21 protein-coding genes are annotated in these 15,472 nt (G+C 68.7%); 9 read left to right on the forward strand and 12 right to left on the reverse strand.

Annotation, left to right across the window (positions count from 1 at the left end; genetic code table 11):
• Positions 1-48: 48 nt before the first annotated feature.
• The gene (locus ACTJLF_RS32060; protein WP_440884681.1) at positions 49-918 is read right to left on the reverse strand and encodes a helix-turn-helix domain-containing protein; all 870 of its coding nucleotides are present in this window, start codon (positions 916-918) and stop codon (positions 49-51) included.
• A gap of 69 nt (positions 919-987) precedes the next feature.
• Between ACTJLF_RS32060 and ACTJLF_RS32065 the strand changes: the two genes are divergently transcribed.
• Entirely contained in the window at positions 988-1,644 is a 657-nt protein-coding gene (locus ACTJLF_RS32065) for a glutathione S-transferase (protein WP_440884682.1), read from the forward strand.
• On the opposite strand, the gene ACTJLF_RS32070 is transcribed toward ACTJLF_RS32065, so the two are convergent.
• Complete coding sequence (locus tag ACTJLF_RS32070) at positions 1,641-2,543, reverse strand: LysR family transcriptional regulator (RefSeq protein ID WP_019654954.1); 903 nt, start codon at positions 2,541-2,543, stop codon at positions 1,641-1,643. The genes ACTJLF_RS32065 and ACTJLF_RS32070 overlap by 4 nt on opposite strands.
• Before the next feature lie 147 nt (positions 2,544-2,690).
• Between ACTJLF_RS32070 and ACTJLF_RS32075 the strand changes: the two genes are divergently transcribed.
• Entirely contained in the window at positions 2,691-4,031 is a 1,341-nt protein-coding gene (locus tag ACTJLF_RS32075) for an MFS transporter (RefSeq protein WP_440884683.1), read from the forward strand.
• 37 nt (positions 4,032-4,068) lie between these two features.
• Positions 4,069-5,172, forward strand: coding sequence for a M14 family metallopeptidase (locus tag ACTJLF_RS32080; protein ID WP_440884684.1), 1,104 nt, complete (start codon positions 4,069-4,071; stop codon positions 5,170-5,172).
• Between the two features lie 108 nt (positions 5,173-5,280).
• Here the strand turns inward: ACTJLF_RS32080 and ACTJLF_RS32085 are convergent, their stop codons facing one another.
• The 3 genes from ACTJLF_RS32085 to ACTJLF_RS32095 all read right to left on the reverse strand — a co-directional run bounded on the left by ACTJLF_RS32085 (position 5,281) and on the right by ACTJLF_RS32095 (position 6,889).
• Positions 5,281-6,078, reverse strand: a complete 798-nt coding sequence (locus ACTJLF_RS32085) for an enoyl-CoA hydratase/isomerase family protein (protein ID WP_132755387.1) — start codon at positions 6,076-6,078, stop codon at positions 5,281-5,283.
• A gap of 40 nt (positions 6,079-6,118) precedes the next feature.
• A complete protein-coding gene (locus ACTJLF_RS32090; protein WP_019654950.1) occupies positions 6,119-6,541 on the reverse strand; it encodes a hypothetical protein in 423 nt (140 codons plus the stop codon).
• A 75-nt stretch (positions 6,542-6,616) separates the two neighbouring features.
• Complete coding sequence (locus ACTJLF_RS32095) at positions 6,617-6,889, reverse strand: DUF2164 domain-containing protein (protein WP_019654949.1); 273 nt, start codon at positions 6,887-6,889, stop codon at positions 6,617-6,619.
• Between the two features lie 93 nt (positions 6,890-6,982).
• Here ACTJLF_RS32095 and ACTJLF_RS32100 point away from each other — a divergent pair, with 93 nt between their 5' ends.
• Both ACTJLF_RS32100 and ACTJLF_RS32105 read left to right on the forward strand, forming a co-directional pair.
• The gene (locus ACTJLF_RS32100; protein ID WP_354326285.1) at positions 6,983-8,170 is read left to right on the forward strand and encodes a YncE family protein; all 1,188 of its coding nucleotides are present in this window, start codon (positions 6,983-6,985) and stop codon (positions 8,168-8,170) included.
• Positions 8,171-8,203: 33 nt separating this feature from the next.
• Entirely contained in the window at positions 8,204-8,416 is a 213-nt protein-coding gene (locus ACTJLF_RS32105) for a hypothetical protein (RefSeq protein ID WP_126186024.1), read from the forward strand.
• Between the two features lie 49 nt (positions 8,417-8,465).
• On the opposite strand, the gene ACTJLF_RS32110 is transcribed toward ACTJLF_RS32105, so the two are convergent.
• From ACTJLF_RS32110 to ACTJLF_RS32120, 3 genes are all read right to left on the reverse strand, one after another.
• Positions 8,466-9,374, reverse strand: a complete 909-nt coding sequence (locus ACTJLF_RS32110) for a DUF808 domain-containing protein (protein WP_019654946.1) — start codon at positions 9,372-9,374, stop codon at positions 8,466-8,468.
• Positions 9,375-9,478: 104 nt separating this feature from the next.
• A complete protein-coding gene (locus ACTJLF_RS32115; RefSeq protein ID WP_019654945.1) occupies positions 9,479-10,171 on the reverse strand; it encodes a PepSY-associated TM helix domain-containing protein in 693 nt (230 codons plus the stop codon).
• Positions 10,172-10,186: 15 nt separating this feature from the next.
• Complete coding sequence (locus ACTJLF_RS32120) at positions 10,187-10,705, reverse strand: GNAT family N-acetyltransferase (protein WP_019654944.1); 519 nt, start codon at positions 10,703-10,705, stop codon at positions 10,187-10,189.
• 86 nt (positions 10,706-10,791) lie between these two features.
• On the opposite strand from ACTJLF_RS32120, the gene ACTJLF_RS32125 reads away from it, so the two are divergent.
• Genes ACTJLF_RS32125 through ACTJLF_RS32135 form a run of 3 tightly spaced genes read left to right on the forward strand, consistent with a single transcriptional unit; the run spans position 10,792 to position 11,512 of the window.
• Positions 10,792-10,941 carry a hypothetical protein gene (locus ACTJLF_RS32125; protein WP_019654943.1) on the forward strand — a complete coding sequence of 50 codons (150 nt, stop codon included), beginning with the start codon at positions 10,792-10,794 and terminating at the stop codon, positions 10,939-10,941.
• Positions 10,941-11,228 (forward strand): VF530 family DNA-binding protein, encoded by a 288-nt coding sequence (locus ACTJLF_RS32130; protein WP_126186026.1) that lies wholly within the window; start codon positions 10,941-10,943, stop codon positions 11,226-11,228. The genes ACTJLF_RS32125 and ACTJLF_RS32130 overlap by 1 nt, the downstream gene beginning before the upstream one ends.
• A complete protein-coding gene (locus tag ACTJLF_RS32135; RefSeq protein ID WP_126186027.1) occupies positions 11,225-11,512 on the forward strand; it encodes a 2Fe-2S iron-sulfur cluster-binding protein in 288 nt (95 codons plus the stop codon). Before ACTJLF_RS32130 ends, ACTJLF_RS32135 begins: the two co-directional genes overlap by 4 nt.
• Before the next feature lie 15 nt (positions 11,513-11,527).
• On the opposite strand, the gene ACTJLF_RS32140 is transcribed toward ACTJLF_RS32135, so the two are convergent.
• Complete coding sequence (locus ACTJLF_RS32140) at positions 11,528-12,829, reverse strand: MFS transporter (RefSeq protein ID WP_207902275.1); 1,302 nt, start codon at positions 12,827-12,829, stop codon at positions 11,528-11,530.
• 86 nt (positions 12,830-12,915) lie between these two features.
• Here ACTJLF_RS32140 and ACTJLF_RS32145 point away from each other — a divergent pair, with 86 nt between their 5' ends.
• Positions 12,916-13,566, forward strand: a complete 651-nt coding sequence (locus tag ACTJLF_RS32145; protein WP_440884685.1) for an RluA family pseudouridine synthase — start codon at positions 12,916-12,918, stop codon at positions 13,564-13,566.
• A gap of 85 nt (positions 13,567-13,651) precedes the next feature.
• Here ACTJLF_RS32145 and ACTJLF_RS32150 read toward each other — a convergent pair whose 3' ends face one another.
• From ACTJLF_RS32150 to ACTJLF_RS32160, 3 genes are all read right to left on the reverse strand, one after another.
• Complete coding sequence (locus ACTJLF_RS32150; protein WP_007833935.1) at positions 13,652-14,092, reverse strand: universal stress protein; 441 nt, start codon at positions 14,090-14,092, stop codon at positions 13,652-13,654.
• A 130-nt stretch (positions 14,093-14,222) separates the two neighbouring features.
• Positions 14,223-14,978 (reverse strand): 2OG-Fe dioxygenase family protein, encoded by a 756-nt coding sequence (locus tag ACTJLF_RS32155; protein ID WP_019654937.1) that lies wholly within the window; start codon positions 14,976-14,978, stop codon positions 14,223-14,225.
• Positions 14,975-15,259, reverse strand: coding sequence for a DUF427 domain-containing protein (locus tag ACTJLF_RS32160; RefSeq protein WP_019654936.1), 285 nt, complete (start codon positions 15,257-15,259; stop codon positions 14,975-14,977). The genes ACTJLF_RS32155 and ACTJLF_RS32160 overlap by 4 nt, the downstream gene beginning before the upstream one ends.
• Positions 15,260-15,472 lie beyond the last annotated feature (213 nt).

Below are 15,472 nucleotides of genomic sequence, written 5' to 3' on the forward strand. Positions count from 1 at the left end.
TGGCTCCTTCGATCCTTTTGCCTGAGAGCGGATGAAGATAGCCAGCACTCAACCCGCCGTCTTGGAAGAACCCGAAGCCGCCTGGTCGAGGAACTCGGTCGGCGTGACGCCGCACAACGCGCGGAACTCATTGACCAGGTGCGACTGGTCGTAGAAGCCACCCTCCAGCGCCACCTGGGCCCAGGCCGGCGAGGGCTGCTGGCGCAGTGCGCGCAGGCAGCCGTGCAGGCGCGCAAGCCGGCTCCATGCGCGCGGCGAAAGCCCCACGTGGGCATGGAAGAGCTGCTGCAGGCGCCGCTCACCCACGCCGACGGCGGCAGCCACCTCGCGCAACGGACGCCGCCCATCGGCGTCTGCGATGAGCTGCGCCGCTCGCATGGCGGCAGCGTTGCCCCCGGCATCGCCATCGCGGAGCCTGCGCAGCAGCACGGCCTGCAGCAGTGCCACCCGCGCCGCGTCGTCACGCGCTTCGGTCATGCGTTCGAGCAGTTCCACGCCTTCGCCCTGCCAGAGCTCGTCGAGATGCACCGCCGTACCGCCGATCTCTCCGGCCGGCAGTCCCAGCAGCGCGGCGGCGGTACCAGGGCGGAGGGTGACGGAGAGGCCCTCCACCTTCCGCCGCATGCACAACACGACCGGCGTGGTCGAGGCACCGACGGCCTCCACCGCCTGCCCCTGCTCGTCCCCGACGAAGGGGGCATCGCCGAAGTTGAAGATCAGCCGCACGGCGCCGTCAGGCAACACGCGCTCGCGCACCTCGTGGCCCTCGGCAAGGTTCTCGCGGCACAGCATGAGGTGCGAGACATGCCCGCGCAGCGCTGCCGCCACCGGAAATGCGCGCAGCGTGCCGGCAGGCGCGCCCGATTCCGGCCCGTGCAGCGGGTCGTCGTCGAGCCGGAGGAAGAGGCGATCGGCCATGGGGTCCGATTGTCGGGAAAACCGGTCCTGGCATGCCCGAAAATCCCCAGCTCCGCCCCTCAGAACCGAATGCCTTTCGCCCTGCCCGTTCTCTACTCGTTCCGCCGCTGCCCCTATGCGATGCGGGCGCGCCTCGCGCTGGTCGCCGCAGGGCAGCGCTGCGAGCTGCGCGAGGTGGTGCTTCGGAACAAGCCGGCCGAGATGCTCGCGGCCTCGCCCAAGGGCACGGTGCCGGTGTTGATCGCGCAAGACGGATCGGTGCTGGAGCAGAGCCTCGACGTGATGCTGTGGGCCCTGCGCCGCGGCGACCCGCTGCGCTGGCTTCAGCCCGGCACGGGCACGCTGCAGGACATGCTCGCGCTGGTCGCGAGGTGCGACGACGAGTTCAAGCCCCAGCTCGACCGTTACAAGTATCCCGAGCGCCACGCGGACGGCGGCGAGACCGCACGCGAGCGCGGCTCCGCCTTCCTGCGCGACCTGGAAGCCAGGCTGAGCGCATCGCCGCAGCTGGCCGCCTCGCACGCGACGCTGGCCGATGCAGCCGTCATGCCCTTCGTGCGCCAGTTCGCGATGGTCGATCAGGCATGGTTCGACTCGCAGCCCTGGCCGCGCCTGCGGGCCTGGTTGTCGAGCTGGATCGCCTGCGAGCTCTTCGAGCGCGCCATGCACAAGTACGAGCCCTGGAAGCCGGGCCAGGCCGGCGTCGACTTCCCTCCGCCGCGCTAGCCAGCCATCGCCGCCGCCGAGGCCCGCTGGATGCATTCGACGAAATGCTGCGCGGCCGGCGTCAGCAGCTGTCCGCGCCGCTTGATGACGCAGACGTTCAGCACAGGCAGCTCTTCCTCTATCTCGACGCGGCGGATGCCGTGGCGCTTGAAAGTCAGCGTGGCCAGCGGCTCGACGAACAGGCCGACCAGGTCCATCTGCCCGACCAGCGCCAGCGCCACCGTGACCGACTGCCCCTGGATCACTCGCGCCGGCGGCGGCAGCCCCAGCGGCAGCAAGGGCGACACGGCCTCGCGGCCGCTGAAGTGGTCGTCACCCGGAAGAATCCATTCGGCCTTGTAGAGCTCGCGGATCGAGCGGCTGCCGCGCAGCGGATGGCGCTCGCGCATGCCCACCACCAGCTTCACCGGGAAGAGCTCCATCGCCTCGAATTGCGGATCGAGCCGCCCCGGCACCACGTGCGCCACCGCGAAATCGAGCGAGCCCTCGCGCAGGCGCGCCAGCATCCAGGGCAGCACGGTCTCGCTGAACTGCACGTCGACGGCGGGCAAGCGCGCATGGAAGTCCTTGAAGGCCGCCGGCAGCACCGTGAGCGCGAAGGAGGTGCTGACGGCCAGCGCCACCTTGCCGGTGAGCCCGTCGCGGATCTGCGCGATCTCGTCGCGGGCGCGCTGCATGTCGGCCAGCAGCAGCCGGGCGCGCGGCGCGAAGGCCTTGCCGAACTCGGTGAGCTGCACGCCCTTGACGCTGCGCTCCACCAGTGGCGCGCCGACCTCGCGCTCCAGCTCGCGCACGATCTTGGTGACGGCCGGCTGCGATATGCCCAGCACGCGCGCGGCGGCGCGGATGCTCAACTGCTCGACCACGGCCACGAAGGCATGCAGCTGGTTGGGTTTCATGAAAACCAAAAGTTATCTTCGACGCCCAATTATTGTCTTTTCATGACAGCAGTGAGTCTCTAGCATCCGGCGCGGCCAGGCCCGCAGACCTTCGACCGACACCCGCGAAGACCCATTCCAAAAAAGCCAATCCACCACTGGAGACACATGAGCACCCCAAGCAACCGGCCCGCGCCCTCCTCGTCCCCCTCCTCCCCTGCGCGCCGCCGCCAGACCATCGTGGCCACCACCATCGGCAACGGGCTGGAATTCTTCGACTTCACCGTCTACGGCTTCCTGGCGCTCGTGATCGGCAAGCTGTTCTTCCCCACGTTCAGCTCCTACGGCCAGCTGCTGCTGACGGTGGCCAGCTTCGGCGTCGGCTTCATCATGCGGCCGCTGGGCGGCATCGTCATCGGCGCTTATGCCGACCGCGCGGGCCGCAAGAAGGCCATGACGCTCACCATCTTCCTGATGGCGCTGGGCTGCGCCATGATCGCCTTCACGCCCACCTACGCGTCGATCGGCGTCGCGGCGCCCATCGTCATCGTGCTGGCGCGGCTCATCCAGGGCTTCTCGGCCGGCGGCGAAGTGGGCGCATCGACCACGCTGCTGGTGGAGCACGCCACCCCGGCCAACCGCGGCTACATGGCGAGCTGGCAGTTCGCGAGCCAGGGCCTGGGCGTGATGCTCGGAGCCGTCGTGGTGGGCCTCCTGACCTTCACGCTGTCGGCCGAATCGATGCAGAGCTGGGGCTGGCGCATTCCCTTCGTCATCGGCATGCTGATCGCGCCCGTGGGCATGTACATCCGCCGCCACCTGGAGGAATCGCTGCACATCTCGCCCCAGGAGGCCGCCGCGCCGCGCGAGAGCAGCCTGAAGATCGTCTGCACGCGGCACGGCAGGACGGTGCTCGCGGCGATTCTTTCGCTGGTCGGCGGCACCACGGCTGCGTATGTCGTGACCTTCTACATGCCGACCTACGCCGTGCGCGAACTCGGCTTCACGCCATCGGTGGCGCTCTTCGGCGCGGCGACCACCGGCCTGATCTCGTTCGCCTTCGCACCCTTCGTCGGCAAGCTGTCGGACGTGGTGGGCCGCAAGACGCTGATCGTCTGGAGCCGCGTCGCGCTGGCGCTGCTGATCTACCCCGGCTTCCTGTGGCTCAATGCCTCGCCGACGCCCACGGTGCTGTTCGTGGTGCTCGGCGTGTTCAGCTTCGGGCTGGTGGTGCAGACGGTGCCGGGCATCACGATGCTGCCCGAGATGTTCCCTAAGGCGGTGCGCGCCAGCGGCATGTCGCTGGTCTACAGCGTGGGCGTGGCCCTCTTCGGCGGCTTCGCACCCTTCATCAGCACCTGGCTGCTCAACGCCACGGGCAGCAAGCTCGCGCCGGCGTGGTACCTGGTGGCGATGACGGTGGTCTCGCTGCTGGGCCTGCTCTGGCTGCGCGACCATACGGGCCGCGACATCGACGCCGCCGGCGCCCACGCGAACGCAAACACCTGACGGCCTTCATCATTCCAAGCACAGGAGTTCCCACCCCATGCAAGCACAACCCACTGCCGCCGCGCGGTTCTTCTCGGGCACCTACGTCGAGGCCCGCGCCAAGTTCCTCGAGGCCGCCGCGCAGCGCGGCGCCGCCGTCGAGTCGTTCGTGATGGAGGCTCACAAGGGCGCGCTCGGCGAAGAGCTGGCCACCGACGTCGCGCTGGTCGGCGCCATCGACGCGAAGAAAGTGCTGCTCGTGAGCTCCGGCACGCACGGCCCCGAAGGCTTCTGCGGCTCGGGCACGCAGATCGCCACGCTCAACGACGCGGACCTGCTCTCGCGGCTGGAGCAGGCCGGCGTCTCGCTGCTGCTGGTGCACGCGATCAACCCGCACGGCTTCTCGCACCTGCATCGCACGAACGAAGACAACATCGACCTGAACCGCAACCACATCGACTTCAATGCGCCGCTTCCGGTGAACGCCGAGTACGCCGAGGTCGAGCCCCTGGTGCTGCCAGCCACCTGGCCGCCGACGCCCGCCGACGAGGCGGCCGTGGCCGCATACGTGGCGAAGCACGGCATGCGCGCCTTCCGCGCCGCCGTGACGCGCGGCCAGTACACCTCGCCCGACGGCCTGTTCTACGGCGGCACCGCGCCTTCGTGGAGCAACGGGACCATCCGCAAGATCCTGCGCAAGTACGCCGCCTCGGCCACGCACCTGGGCTGGATCGACGTGCACACCGGCCTGGGTCCCTACGGCCACGGCGAGAAGATCTACCCCGGCCGCAACACCCCCGACGACCTGGCGCGCGCCCACGCATGGTGGGGCGCCGACGTGTTCGCCCCCTTCGCAGGCGACTCCGCCTCGGCCGATGTATCAGGCCCTGTGATCTCCACCGCGTACGACGAATGCCCGAACGCGAAGATCGCGCCCATGGGCCTGGAGTTCGGCACCCTGCCCGACGGCGAGGTGCTGGACCGCCTGCGCGCCGACACCTGGCTGCGCCGCCATCCCGAGGCCCCCGAGGCGCAGAAGCGTGAGATCCGCACGCGGCTGCGCGACGCCTTCTACTGCGACAACGACGAGTGGAAGGGAATGATCCTGGGGCAGACGCGCGTGGTGCTGTTGCAGACGCTGCAGGGGTTGAAGGCGAGCTGACCTCCAGTCTTCGCGCGCCTTCGTGTCGCTTCGCCACCCCCCTTTCAGGGGACGACACCTGCGGCCCGGCAAAGCCGGTTCCCCGGTGTCTCGCGAAAAATCGAAACCTCAGCCGAAGTTCGGCGCCCGCTTCTCGCGCAGTGAAGCGACACCCTCGCGCACGTCCGCTCCCGCGAAGCCCATGAATTCGAGCGCCAGGGAGGCATCGAAGGTCGGACCGGCCTGGCGCAGCCAGTTGTTCAGCGCGTACTTGGTGAGGCGGATGGCGCTCTGGCTGCCGGCTGCGAGGCGGTCGGCCACCTCGTAGGCGCGCGGCAGCAGGTCGGCCTCTTCCACCGCGAGCGATACAAGGCCGATGCGCTCTGCCTCCTCGCCGCTCACCGGCTCGCACAGCAGCAGGTGGTACTTGGCCTTGGCCATGCCGCACAGAAGCGGCCAGACGATGGCCGCGTGGTCGCCGGCCGCCACGCCCAGGCGGGTGTGGCCATCGACGATCTTCGCGTTCTTCGCGGCGATGGAGATGTCGGCCAGCAGCCCGGCCACCAGGCCCGCGCCCACCGCGGGGCCGTGCATCGCGCTCACGATCGGCTTGTCGCAGTTGACGATGTTGTAGACCAGGTCTCTCGCCTCGCGCCACACGCGCTGGCGCACCGCGTCGTCGGTGGTCATGTCCTGCACCATGCCCAGGTCGCCGCCGCCCGAGAAGCCCAGCCCCTCGCCGCGCAGCACGGCGCAGCGCACGCTTTCGTCGGCGGACACGTCGCGCCATATCTCGGCGAGTTCGCGGTGGCCGTCATGGCCCGCCGTGGGCAGCTTGCCGTTGGCCGCCAGCATGCGGATGTCGAGCACCGCGCCGTTCGCGCCGCGGCGCTCGATGGCGAGGGTCTTGTAGCGGGCGTAGTCCATGGCGGATGTCTCTCTCGTTGGTCTTCCGTCTTCCGGGTGTCTATTTCCTGGCGGCCACTTCGCGGCAGCGCTGCACGTTCGCGTCGAAGCGCGAGGCCAGCCCGGGCTCGCACTCCTCGGACGGCGCGAGCCTGCACATGCCGACCACAGCGTAGTCCATCACGGCCGCGGTGCACATCGAGTAAGCAGCAAGCTCGGGATTTGCCTTGCTCTTGAAGCCCCAGCGCTCCGAGAACGCCACCGTGCGGACCATTGCGCCGTGGAAGAAGCTGCGGTCCTTCGCGGCGATGGCGGCCTCCATGCGGGGCAGCTCCTCGTTGAGGTAGCCGACCGAATCGAGCGGAAAGCCGGAAGGGTCCTGCTGCGCGGTGGCGAGGGAGGCGGCGAGCACGAGCGGCAGGGCCGAAAGGGTGCGCAGAACCAGGGAAGCTGCGCGGTGTCGGGAAGTGCGGTGGAAGGGCATGGCCCCGAATTCTGCAACGTTTTGAAGCATTTCTGAACCCGCCGCGATGCGCGGGCACCACGCCCGAAGACTTCGTCAGCGGCCCTTCTTCTGCCTGTCGAACTTGCGCCAGTACTGGAACTCGTCCTCGTGCACCTCGAGGTCGATCTCGGAGATGCGCGCCTGCAGCCGCTCCTGCACCTCGGCCACCGCCCGGTTGTAGACCAGCGGCCCGATCTCCTCCAGAAAGAAGCCGAGCAGCGCACCGGCAGCGACGTTGCCGATGGGCTCGTCCATGTTCTCGCGGAAGTAGCGCTCGATGGAGGTGATGGCCTGCTGGCGGGCTTCTTTCGGGATCTCGATGGTCATGGGCTTTTCGGGCGGTTGGATCGGTCGGCCGATTGTGCCGCCCGCCTCCTTCGCTACCATGCGCCGTCACAACAACACATACCGGAGACACCCATGAAGTTGCGTTCCACCGCGCTCGGGGCCCTTGCCCTCGCGTTCCTCGCTGGCTGCACGAACCTCACCCCCACCGTGCCCCAACGCCAGCTGATGCTGGTGGCCAACGACGAAAAGCAGTCGTGGAACGACGCCGGCGCGGTGATCCTCGGCCCGATGGGCCGCGACACGGTGCAGGTTCTGGACATCGGCACCGATCCGCTCGCGCCCAAGGTGCTCGGCACGCTGCAGCTGGACAACACCATCGCCGGCCCGCCCACCAACCTCGCGATCACGCCCGGCGAGACGCTGGCGCTGGTCGCCAACTCGCTCAACGTAGTCGAGGAGAACGGCGCACGCAAGCAGGTGCCGGACAACCGGCTCTTCGTGATCGACCTGACCACCACGCCGCCCAAGCTGCTCGACACACTGCAGGTGGGCAAGCAGCCTTCGGGCCTTTCGATCAACCGCACGGGCGATCTCGCCCTGGTGGCCAACCGCGCCGACAACTCGGTGAGCGTGCTGCGCATCGCGGGCAAGAAGGTCACGCTCGTCGACACGGTGGCCATGGGCGACTCGGTGGCGCATGTGCGCTTCACGCCCGACGGCAGGCGCGCGCTCGCGGCCAAGTTCCCGAGCCACAAGATCGCGTTGCTGGACGTGAACGGCGAGAAGGTCAGCTACAACAAGGTCGACCTCGCCGCCGGCCTGTGGCCCTACAACGTCGACGTGACGCCCGACGGCAAGCTCGCGCTCACCGCCGACAACGGCAACTCGGGCGCTTCCGACGGCCAGGTCGACACGGTCAGCGTGATCGACATGGAAGCGGCGCCGCCGCGCGTGGTCGACAAGGTGGTCGTCGGCGACGGCCCCGAGGGCCTGGCCGTGAGCCCGACCGGCAAGCATGCGGTGGCCGTGATCCTGCGCGGCAGCAACGCAGCGAAGAACGCCTACTTCTACAACCGCAACGGCTCGGTGGTACTGCTGAAGATCGACGGCAAGAAGGTCACGCGTGCCAACGAGGTGGTGGTGCGCGGGCTGCCCGAGGGCGCGGTGTGGAGCGCCGATGGGAAGTACCTGTACGTGGGCAACTTCATCGACCAGGATGTCACGATCCTGCGGCTGGATGGGGATACGCTGGTACCGACGGGCAAATCGTTCCAGCTGCAGGGCCATCCGGCGGCGATGCGCGGGAAAATGACGCACTGACGAATCAGCATTTCCCCGAAAGAACGAAGACCCATGGCCCAGCCCAAACGACAACTCCGCACCCTCGAGCGCGGCATCCTCTGCCTCGTGATCGGCGCCGCCGTCCTGCTGGGGCCGCGCTTCCTGCAGGGCACGCGCTGGTTCGAGATGGTGGCGGGGGCCTATCTGGTGGGCTGGTTCGCGCTGGTGCTGGGGGTGGTGCTGATCGTGGTCGAGCTGTTGAAGCTCGGCAGGAAGCGCCAGTAAAAAGAAAACCCGCCTCGTGGCGGGTTTCGTCCATCGAAGTGGCGGCGCCTCAGTGCTTCTTGCCGCGCATCTTGCCGACCAGTTCCACGACCGCCAGCACGATCGCGCCGGCCACGAGGCCCACGCCGGCGTTCACGCCCATCGAACCCAGCGTGCCGAACACGCCGCCCGTGGCCTTGGCCCAGTCTTCGACCGCGTGGCCCAGTGCCGGCACGCCGTGCACGAGGATGCCGCCGCCCACGAGGAACATCGCGGCCGTGCCGGCCACCGACAGCGCCTTCATGAGCCACGGCGCCGCAGCCAGGATGCCGCGGCCCAGGGCCTGCGCGCCCGCGCTCGCGCGCTGGCTCAGGTAGAGGCCCGCGTCGTCGAGCTTCACGATGCCGGCCACCAGGCCGTAGACGCCGATGGTCATGATCAGGGCGATGCCCACCAGCACGGTCAGTTGCGTGGTGAAGGGCTGGCCCTGCACGGTGCCCAGCGTGATGGCGATGATCTCGGCCGAGAGGATGAAGTCGGTGCGCACCGCGCCCTTGATCTTGTCCTTCTCCATCGCGACCACGTCGACCGAGGCTTCGGCCATGGCCTTCTCGTGGCGCTGCGTGTCGGTGTCGTGTTCGTCCTTGTGCAGGAACTTGTGCGCCAGCTTCTCGGCGCCTTCGAAGCAGAGGAATGCACCGCCGATCATCAGCAGCGGCGTCACCAGCCAGGGCAGCCAGGTGCCGATGGCCAGCGCGGCCGGCACGAGGATGGCCTTGTTGACGAAGGAGCCCTTGCACACGGCCCACACCACCGGAATCTCGCGGTCGGCCTTGACGCCGGTGACCTGCTGCGCGTTGAGCGCGAGGTCGTCGCCGAGGACGCCGGCCGTCTTCTTGGCGGCCACCTTGGTGAGGACCGATACGTCGTCGAGAACGGTGGCGATGTCGTCGAGCAGCAGGAGCAGGCTGGAGGCCATGGGCAGATTGGGGCTGTAAGGGAAGCGGCGAGCTTATCCGCAGCCGTGTCGCGCCCCGGCAATACCCGTACGCAGGCGCCGCGGAGAAAAGGCGCCGCAGCCCCTCAGAGCGCGCTCAGCGCAATGGCCAGCACGGCCGCCAGCGAGGCGCCGAACAGCGCGAGGCCGACGCGGCGGCGCCGGTGCGTGAGCATCCACAGCACCACGCCCGAGATCGACAGGAAGATCAGGCTTCCGGCCAGCGTGTCGACCAGGAGGATCCATGCCAGCGGCATGCCGCCGCCCTTGTGCATGTTGGTGAGCGTGGCGACGAAGCCGTTGCGCGTGGTGGTCACGCCCACCGAGCGGTTGCCCTGCCAGTACTCGGCCTGCACGATCTCGTCGGGCCCGCCGAAGTTGAAGATCCAGTGCGCCGGCTGGGTGAGCGCGGGCGCACCCTTGTCGCTCTTGTCGGCCCATGCCACGGGCTTGGCGGGCTCGATGCGGCTGGAGTTCGGCGGGCTGCTCATGCGCAGCGCCTCCTGCAGCCATCGGCTCATGGCCTCGGGCGTCTGCGGCACCGGGTCGGGCAGCGCAAGCTGGGCGCGTGTACGTTCCTGGGCCTGCGGCAGCTTCAGCACGTTGCGGTGGTTGAGCCAGATGCCGCTGAAGCCGAACAGCAGCCCCAGCACCGCGCCCCAGAGGCCGAACCAGCCATGGGTGCGGCGTATCCACTGCACGGCGGCGGTGCGGCGCTGGTGCGAACGCACGCGCGCGGCGTGGCCGAGGGAAGAAGAACTGCTGCCGGCGGCGTCCATGATGGCCTCGCCCGATCAGGCCACGCTGCGCTTGAGGCGGATTTCCTCGATGCGCACGGTGCCGATGGCGGTGGTCTTGGCGGTCTTCATCTCGCGCTTGAAGCCTGCGAGCTCGTGGAAGCGCATGGCGCGATCGTTGCGGATGGGCACCCAGATGGTGACCGTGGTGCAACCCTCGTCCTCCAGGCCTTCGCGGGCGGCGTCCCACAGGGCCACGCCGGCGCCCTTGCCCCAGTGCTCGGGCTTGACGTAGATGGCCCAGATCTCGCCGGTGGTCGGCGGGGTCTTGGGGTCGCGCGAGCGGTCGAAGCCAACGAAGCCGACGATCTCGCTGCCCTGCACCACCACGTGCACCTGGGGTTCGCCGTACTCGATGGCCTCGCGCCACTTGGCTTCGCGCGTGGCAGGAGCCAGGGCGCGCAGTTCATCCTCGGGCAGGATGCCCTCGTAGGCGGCCTTGACGGAGAGTGCGTGGATTTCTGCGACGGCCTTGGCGTCGCGCAGGGTCGCGGGGCGAACTTCGTAATCTGACATGAATGCGGGAAATCGAATGGAACCGCGTATTGTCGCCGCACCGCTAAACTGCACGCCGCATTGCCGCAACAACCGGAGAAATAGACATGGCCAAGGGTCAGCAACGCAGCAACAAGGAAGCGAAGAAACCGAAGAAGGACTCCTCGCCGCCCAAGCCGGTGAACACCGGCGGCTTCGAACCGGTACGCACGGTCACCACCGAGGTCATCCCCCGCGGCAAGCTCAAGAACAAGTGATGAGCGAAACGCCGGCGCCCGCCGCCCCCAGACCCCAGCCGCGCAACCCGCTGCACGGGGTCACGCTGGAGGCCATCGTCACGGCGCTGGCGGGCCACTACGGGTGGCCGAGGCTGAGCGAGCTCGTTCCCATCCGCTGCTTCACGCTCGACCCGAGCGTGGGCTCCAGCCTCAAGTTCCTTCGCAAGACGCCGTGGGCGCGCGAGAAGGTCGAAAGCCTTTATCTCTTCATGCTGCGCGAGCAACGCCGCGAGCAGCAGCATCAGCAACCGCAGCGACAGCCATGAAGGTCCGGATCGAGCCTTCGGGCCTCGACTTCGAGACCGACGCCGAAACCACCCTGCTGAAGGCCGCCGAGGCCGCCGGCATCGAACTGCCGAGCTCGTGCCGCAACGGCACCTGCCGCACCTGCATCTGCCTGCGGCGTGCGGGCGAAACCCGCCACATCATCGAATGGCCCGGCCTGAGCGCCGAGGAAAAGGCCGAGGGCTGGATCCTGCCCTGCGTGGCGCAGGCGCTGGGCGACGTCACGCTCGAGGTACCCGGCGCACGCGCCCTCTTCGCCGACTGAGCAGCCCTGGCCGGCTCAGGCCGGCGGCCTGACCGAAGGCGCCGCCACCACCAGCCGGTCGCGCTGCGCGAGCGACGGGAACAGCTTGAACCAGGTCAGCGCGACCAGCATCGTGCCCACGCCGCCCACCACCACCGAGCCGACCGGCCCCAGCAGCGCAGCCGTGGCGCCCGACTCGAACTCGCCGAGCTGGTTGCTCGCGCCGATGAAGATCGAGTTCACCGCGCTCACCCGCCCGCGCATGGCGTCAGGCGTTTCGAGCTGCACCAGCGTCTGGCGGATCACCACGTTGACCATGTCGGCGCCGCCCGAGACCGCCAGCGCGATCAGCGAGACGACGAAGCTCTTCGAGATGCCGAACACCACCATGCACAGCCCGAACACCGCGATCGCCAGCAGCAGCGTGCGCCCCACGTGGCGCTCCACCGGCCGCCGCGTGAGCGCGATGGACATCACCAGCGCACCCACCGCAGGCGCGCTGCGCAGCAGGCCCAGGCCCCAGGGGCCGGTGTGCAGGATGTCCTTGGCGTAGATCGGCAGAAGCGCCACCGCGCCGCCCAGCAGCACCGCGAACAGGTCGAGCGACACGGCGCCGAGCACCGGCTTGCGCTTCCAGATGAAATCGACGCCCGCGAACACCGTCGCCAGGGTCACCGGCTCGCGCGCGGCCGGCGTGTAGGCGTAGCGAAGCCGCAGCACCAGCGCGCAGGCGACGGCGAAGAACACCACGCTGGCGCCGTACACCACCGCCATGCCCGCCACGAACAGCAGGCCGCCCAGGGCCGGCCCGCCGATGATTGCCCCCTGCATGCCCGCCGAGCTGAAGGCCATCGCGCGCGACAGCATGGTCGGCGGCACCAGCAGCGGCGTCAGCGCCTGCTGCGCCGGCATCTGGAAGGCACGCACCGCGCCCAGCACCAGCGACAGCCCCAGCAGCAGGCCGCGCGTGTCGTGCTTCTCCAGCACAGCCAGCAGCAGCACCAGCGCCACCAGCCCCTGCACCGCGAAACAGGCCGCCACGATGCGCCCGCGATGGTGGCGGTCGACGATGTGGCCGGCCAGCAGCGCCAGCACCAGCGCGGGCACGAACTGGTAGAGGCCGACCAGCCCCAGGTCCCACGCGCTGCCGGTGAGCTCGTACATGTGCCAGCCGATGGCCACCAGCAGCATCTGCGAGGCGGCCGTGCCGAAGAGGCGCGCCGTCCACATCTGCATGAAGGGGCGTTCGCGCGTCAGGTCGGAGAAGCTCGGGGGAGAAGCCGCCTGGACGTCGGGAGAGGAAGAGGAGGAGACGGAAGCGGGGGCGGGGCCGGACATCCGCCCGAGGATAGCCGAGCCCGCATGAGCAGGGCGTGAGCCCGGGCAAGCCCCGCCCGGGCCCCTGTCTACACTCGGTCGCATCCATGACCGCCCCGCCGCTGCTGCAACCCGTCCACGAAGACCCGTACCTGCTGGTGCTCGACAAGCCCGCCGGCCTGCTCTGCGTGCCCGGCCGCGGCGAGGACAAGCAGGACTGCCTGAGCGCGCGCGCCATGCGGCAGTGGCCCGACGCACTCATCGTGCACCGCCTCGACATGGCCACCAGCGGGCTGGTGGTGATGGCGCGAGGCATCGAGATGCAGCGCGCGCTGAGCGCCGGATTCGCCGAACGCAGGGTGCACAAGCGCTATGAAGCCGTCGTCGACGGCCAAATGCCGCTGCGGGAGGACTGGTCGGTGATCGACGCGCCCCTGATGGCCGACTGGCCGCGCCGCCCGCTGCAGAAGATCGACCCGGAGGGCAAGCCCAGCCTCACCCGGTGGAAGACCATTTCGGTGCTGGCCGGAGAGCCTGCCTCCACGCACGTGCTGCTGGAGCCCCTGACGGGCCGCTCACATCAGCTGCGGGTGCACCTGCTGTCGATCGGCCATCCGATCCTGGGCGATGCGCTGTATGGCGATGCTGCACTGCAGTCACGCGCGCCGCGCCTGATGCTGCATGCCAGCGAACTGGGGTTCGTGCATCCCGTGACGGGACAGGAACTCCGCTTCGAGCGGCCCTCCGGATTCGCCTGACGTCCTGCCCGGCCGATCGCCCGATCGATCCTCGATGCCGCTACAGACGCCGCGGTTTCCGTTGTTGTGTCGTTGCCGTTGCCGCTCAGCCGCCCTTGACGACCAGCACAGGCATGTTCGCATCCTGCAGCACGCGCTGCGTCACGCTGCCCAGCAGCAGTTTCTCGATGCCGCTGCGGCCGTGGGAGCCCATCACGATCAGGTCGGCCGCGATGGCGATGGCCGTGTCGACGATGCCTTCGTGCACCACGTGGCCGTCAATCACGCGCTGGTCGCTGTGCAGGCCCTCGGCCGCGAGCGCCGCCACGCCGCGCGCGAGTGCGGCATTGGCACTGGCAGTGGCCGCCGCGAGGTATTCGTTCTGGCCGAGCGCGTAGTCCGCGCCCACGCCGATGAAGGGATAGTTGTCGATCACGTGGATCAGCGTGATGCGGCTACCGAAGGCCAGCGCGAGGCCGCTGGCCTTGCTGACGGCGAGCATGGAAGTTTCGGAGCCGTCGATCGGAACCAGGATGTGATTGAACATGGCGGGACCTCGCTTTCGTTCGCAGACAGACTCGGCCCATGACGGACCGGGGCCCCGAATTTAACCGCTGTTGCTCGGCGCGGGCTGTAGGACTCGTACCAGCAAGGGCAAGACCCGATATTGCAGGGCCTCAATCCCCCTGGAAACCCTCTGCCCGGCAGGTGATCACCAGCGTGTCGCGCCAGCCTTCGCCGCCCTCTTCGAGCGGCTGGATCGGCGTCGACTCGTGGATCACGCGCGCGTCGTCGAGCAGCAGCAGCGTCCACGGCTCGGTCATCGTGAAGCGCTCGCCGCGACGCCCGTTGGCCTCGAACACGCGCGTCTCGCCGCCCTTGATGCCGTGCCGCCCCACGAGCGCGACAGCCACCAGATCCACGCCGTCCCGGTGCGCGCCCTCGGGCGTGGGGCGTCCGATGCCGCCTGCGGTGTCGATGCGGAACTGATGCGCCTCCACGTACCAACGCTGCGCCGCGCCGCGCATCTCGCTGCTGGCCCTTCCGAGCTGCTGCAGCAGCCGCTGCCACACAGGCTGCGCGACGGTAGCCTCGAGCATCGGCGCGAACCATCGCTGCATGCCGCCGTGCAGCGCGTTGTATTCGACCGGCTGCCAGTGCGCCCGATGCGGCACCTGCGCGAGCGTGGCCTCTTCGTCGGCCTCGACGGTGAAGCAGGCATGGCGGCGGGTGCGGTAGCGGCCGCCGTCCTTCAGGTACTCGTCGGGGGGAAGGTCGTTCCAGTCGGCATGCAGCGCATCGAGCTGCGAGAGGGGAACGCCGAGCCATTCGCTCACGCCCTGCGGGCTCAGCACCGCATAGCCCTGCTCGCGCAGCGCGGCGGGCAACTCGGCAGGCGAAATGAACGGGGGAGTGAATGCAGCCGTGGTCACTTCTCGCTGACCTTCACGTCCTTCCAGAACGCGACACGGTCGCGGATCTCTTCGGCTTCGGGCTTCGGATCGGCGTAATACCAGGCAGCGTCGGCACTGAGCTCGCCGTTGACCAGCAGTGAGTAATAGCTCGCCGTGCCCTTCCAGGGGCAGGTGGTCTTGTGGTTGCTGAAGGTGACGAAGTCGCGGTTGAGCGAGCTCATCGGGAAGTAGTGGTTGCCCTCGACGAGGACCGTGTCGTCGCTTTCGGCGATGGTTACGCCGTTCCAGGTTGCTTTCATAGGGGTGGGTCTCCGGGGGCGGCCGGGTGCCGCTTTTCGGAGGGTATTGTGCCGCTGGTGAGGGGATGGCTTTTTTTGGGGGGTAGCTACCCTGGTTAAGGGGGTGGTTTCGCTCGGGCGTTGCGTTGGCTTTGCCTCTGTTGGATGCTGCTGGGCGGTTGCTTCCCGAGGCCGGGTCTCGGCCCGGCGGCCGACCTACTTTTCTTTGCTTCG

This window comes from Variovorax sp. 22077, assembly GCF_052044195.1.
Lineage (GTDB): Bacteria > Pseudomonadota > Gammaproteobacteria > Burkholderiales > Burkholderiaceae_C > Variovorax > Variovorax atrisoli.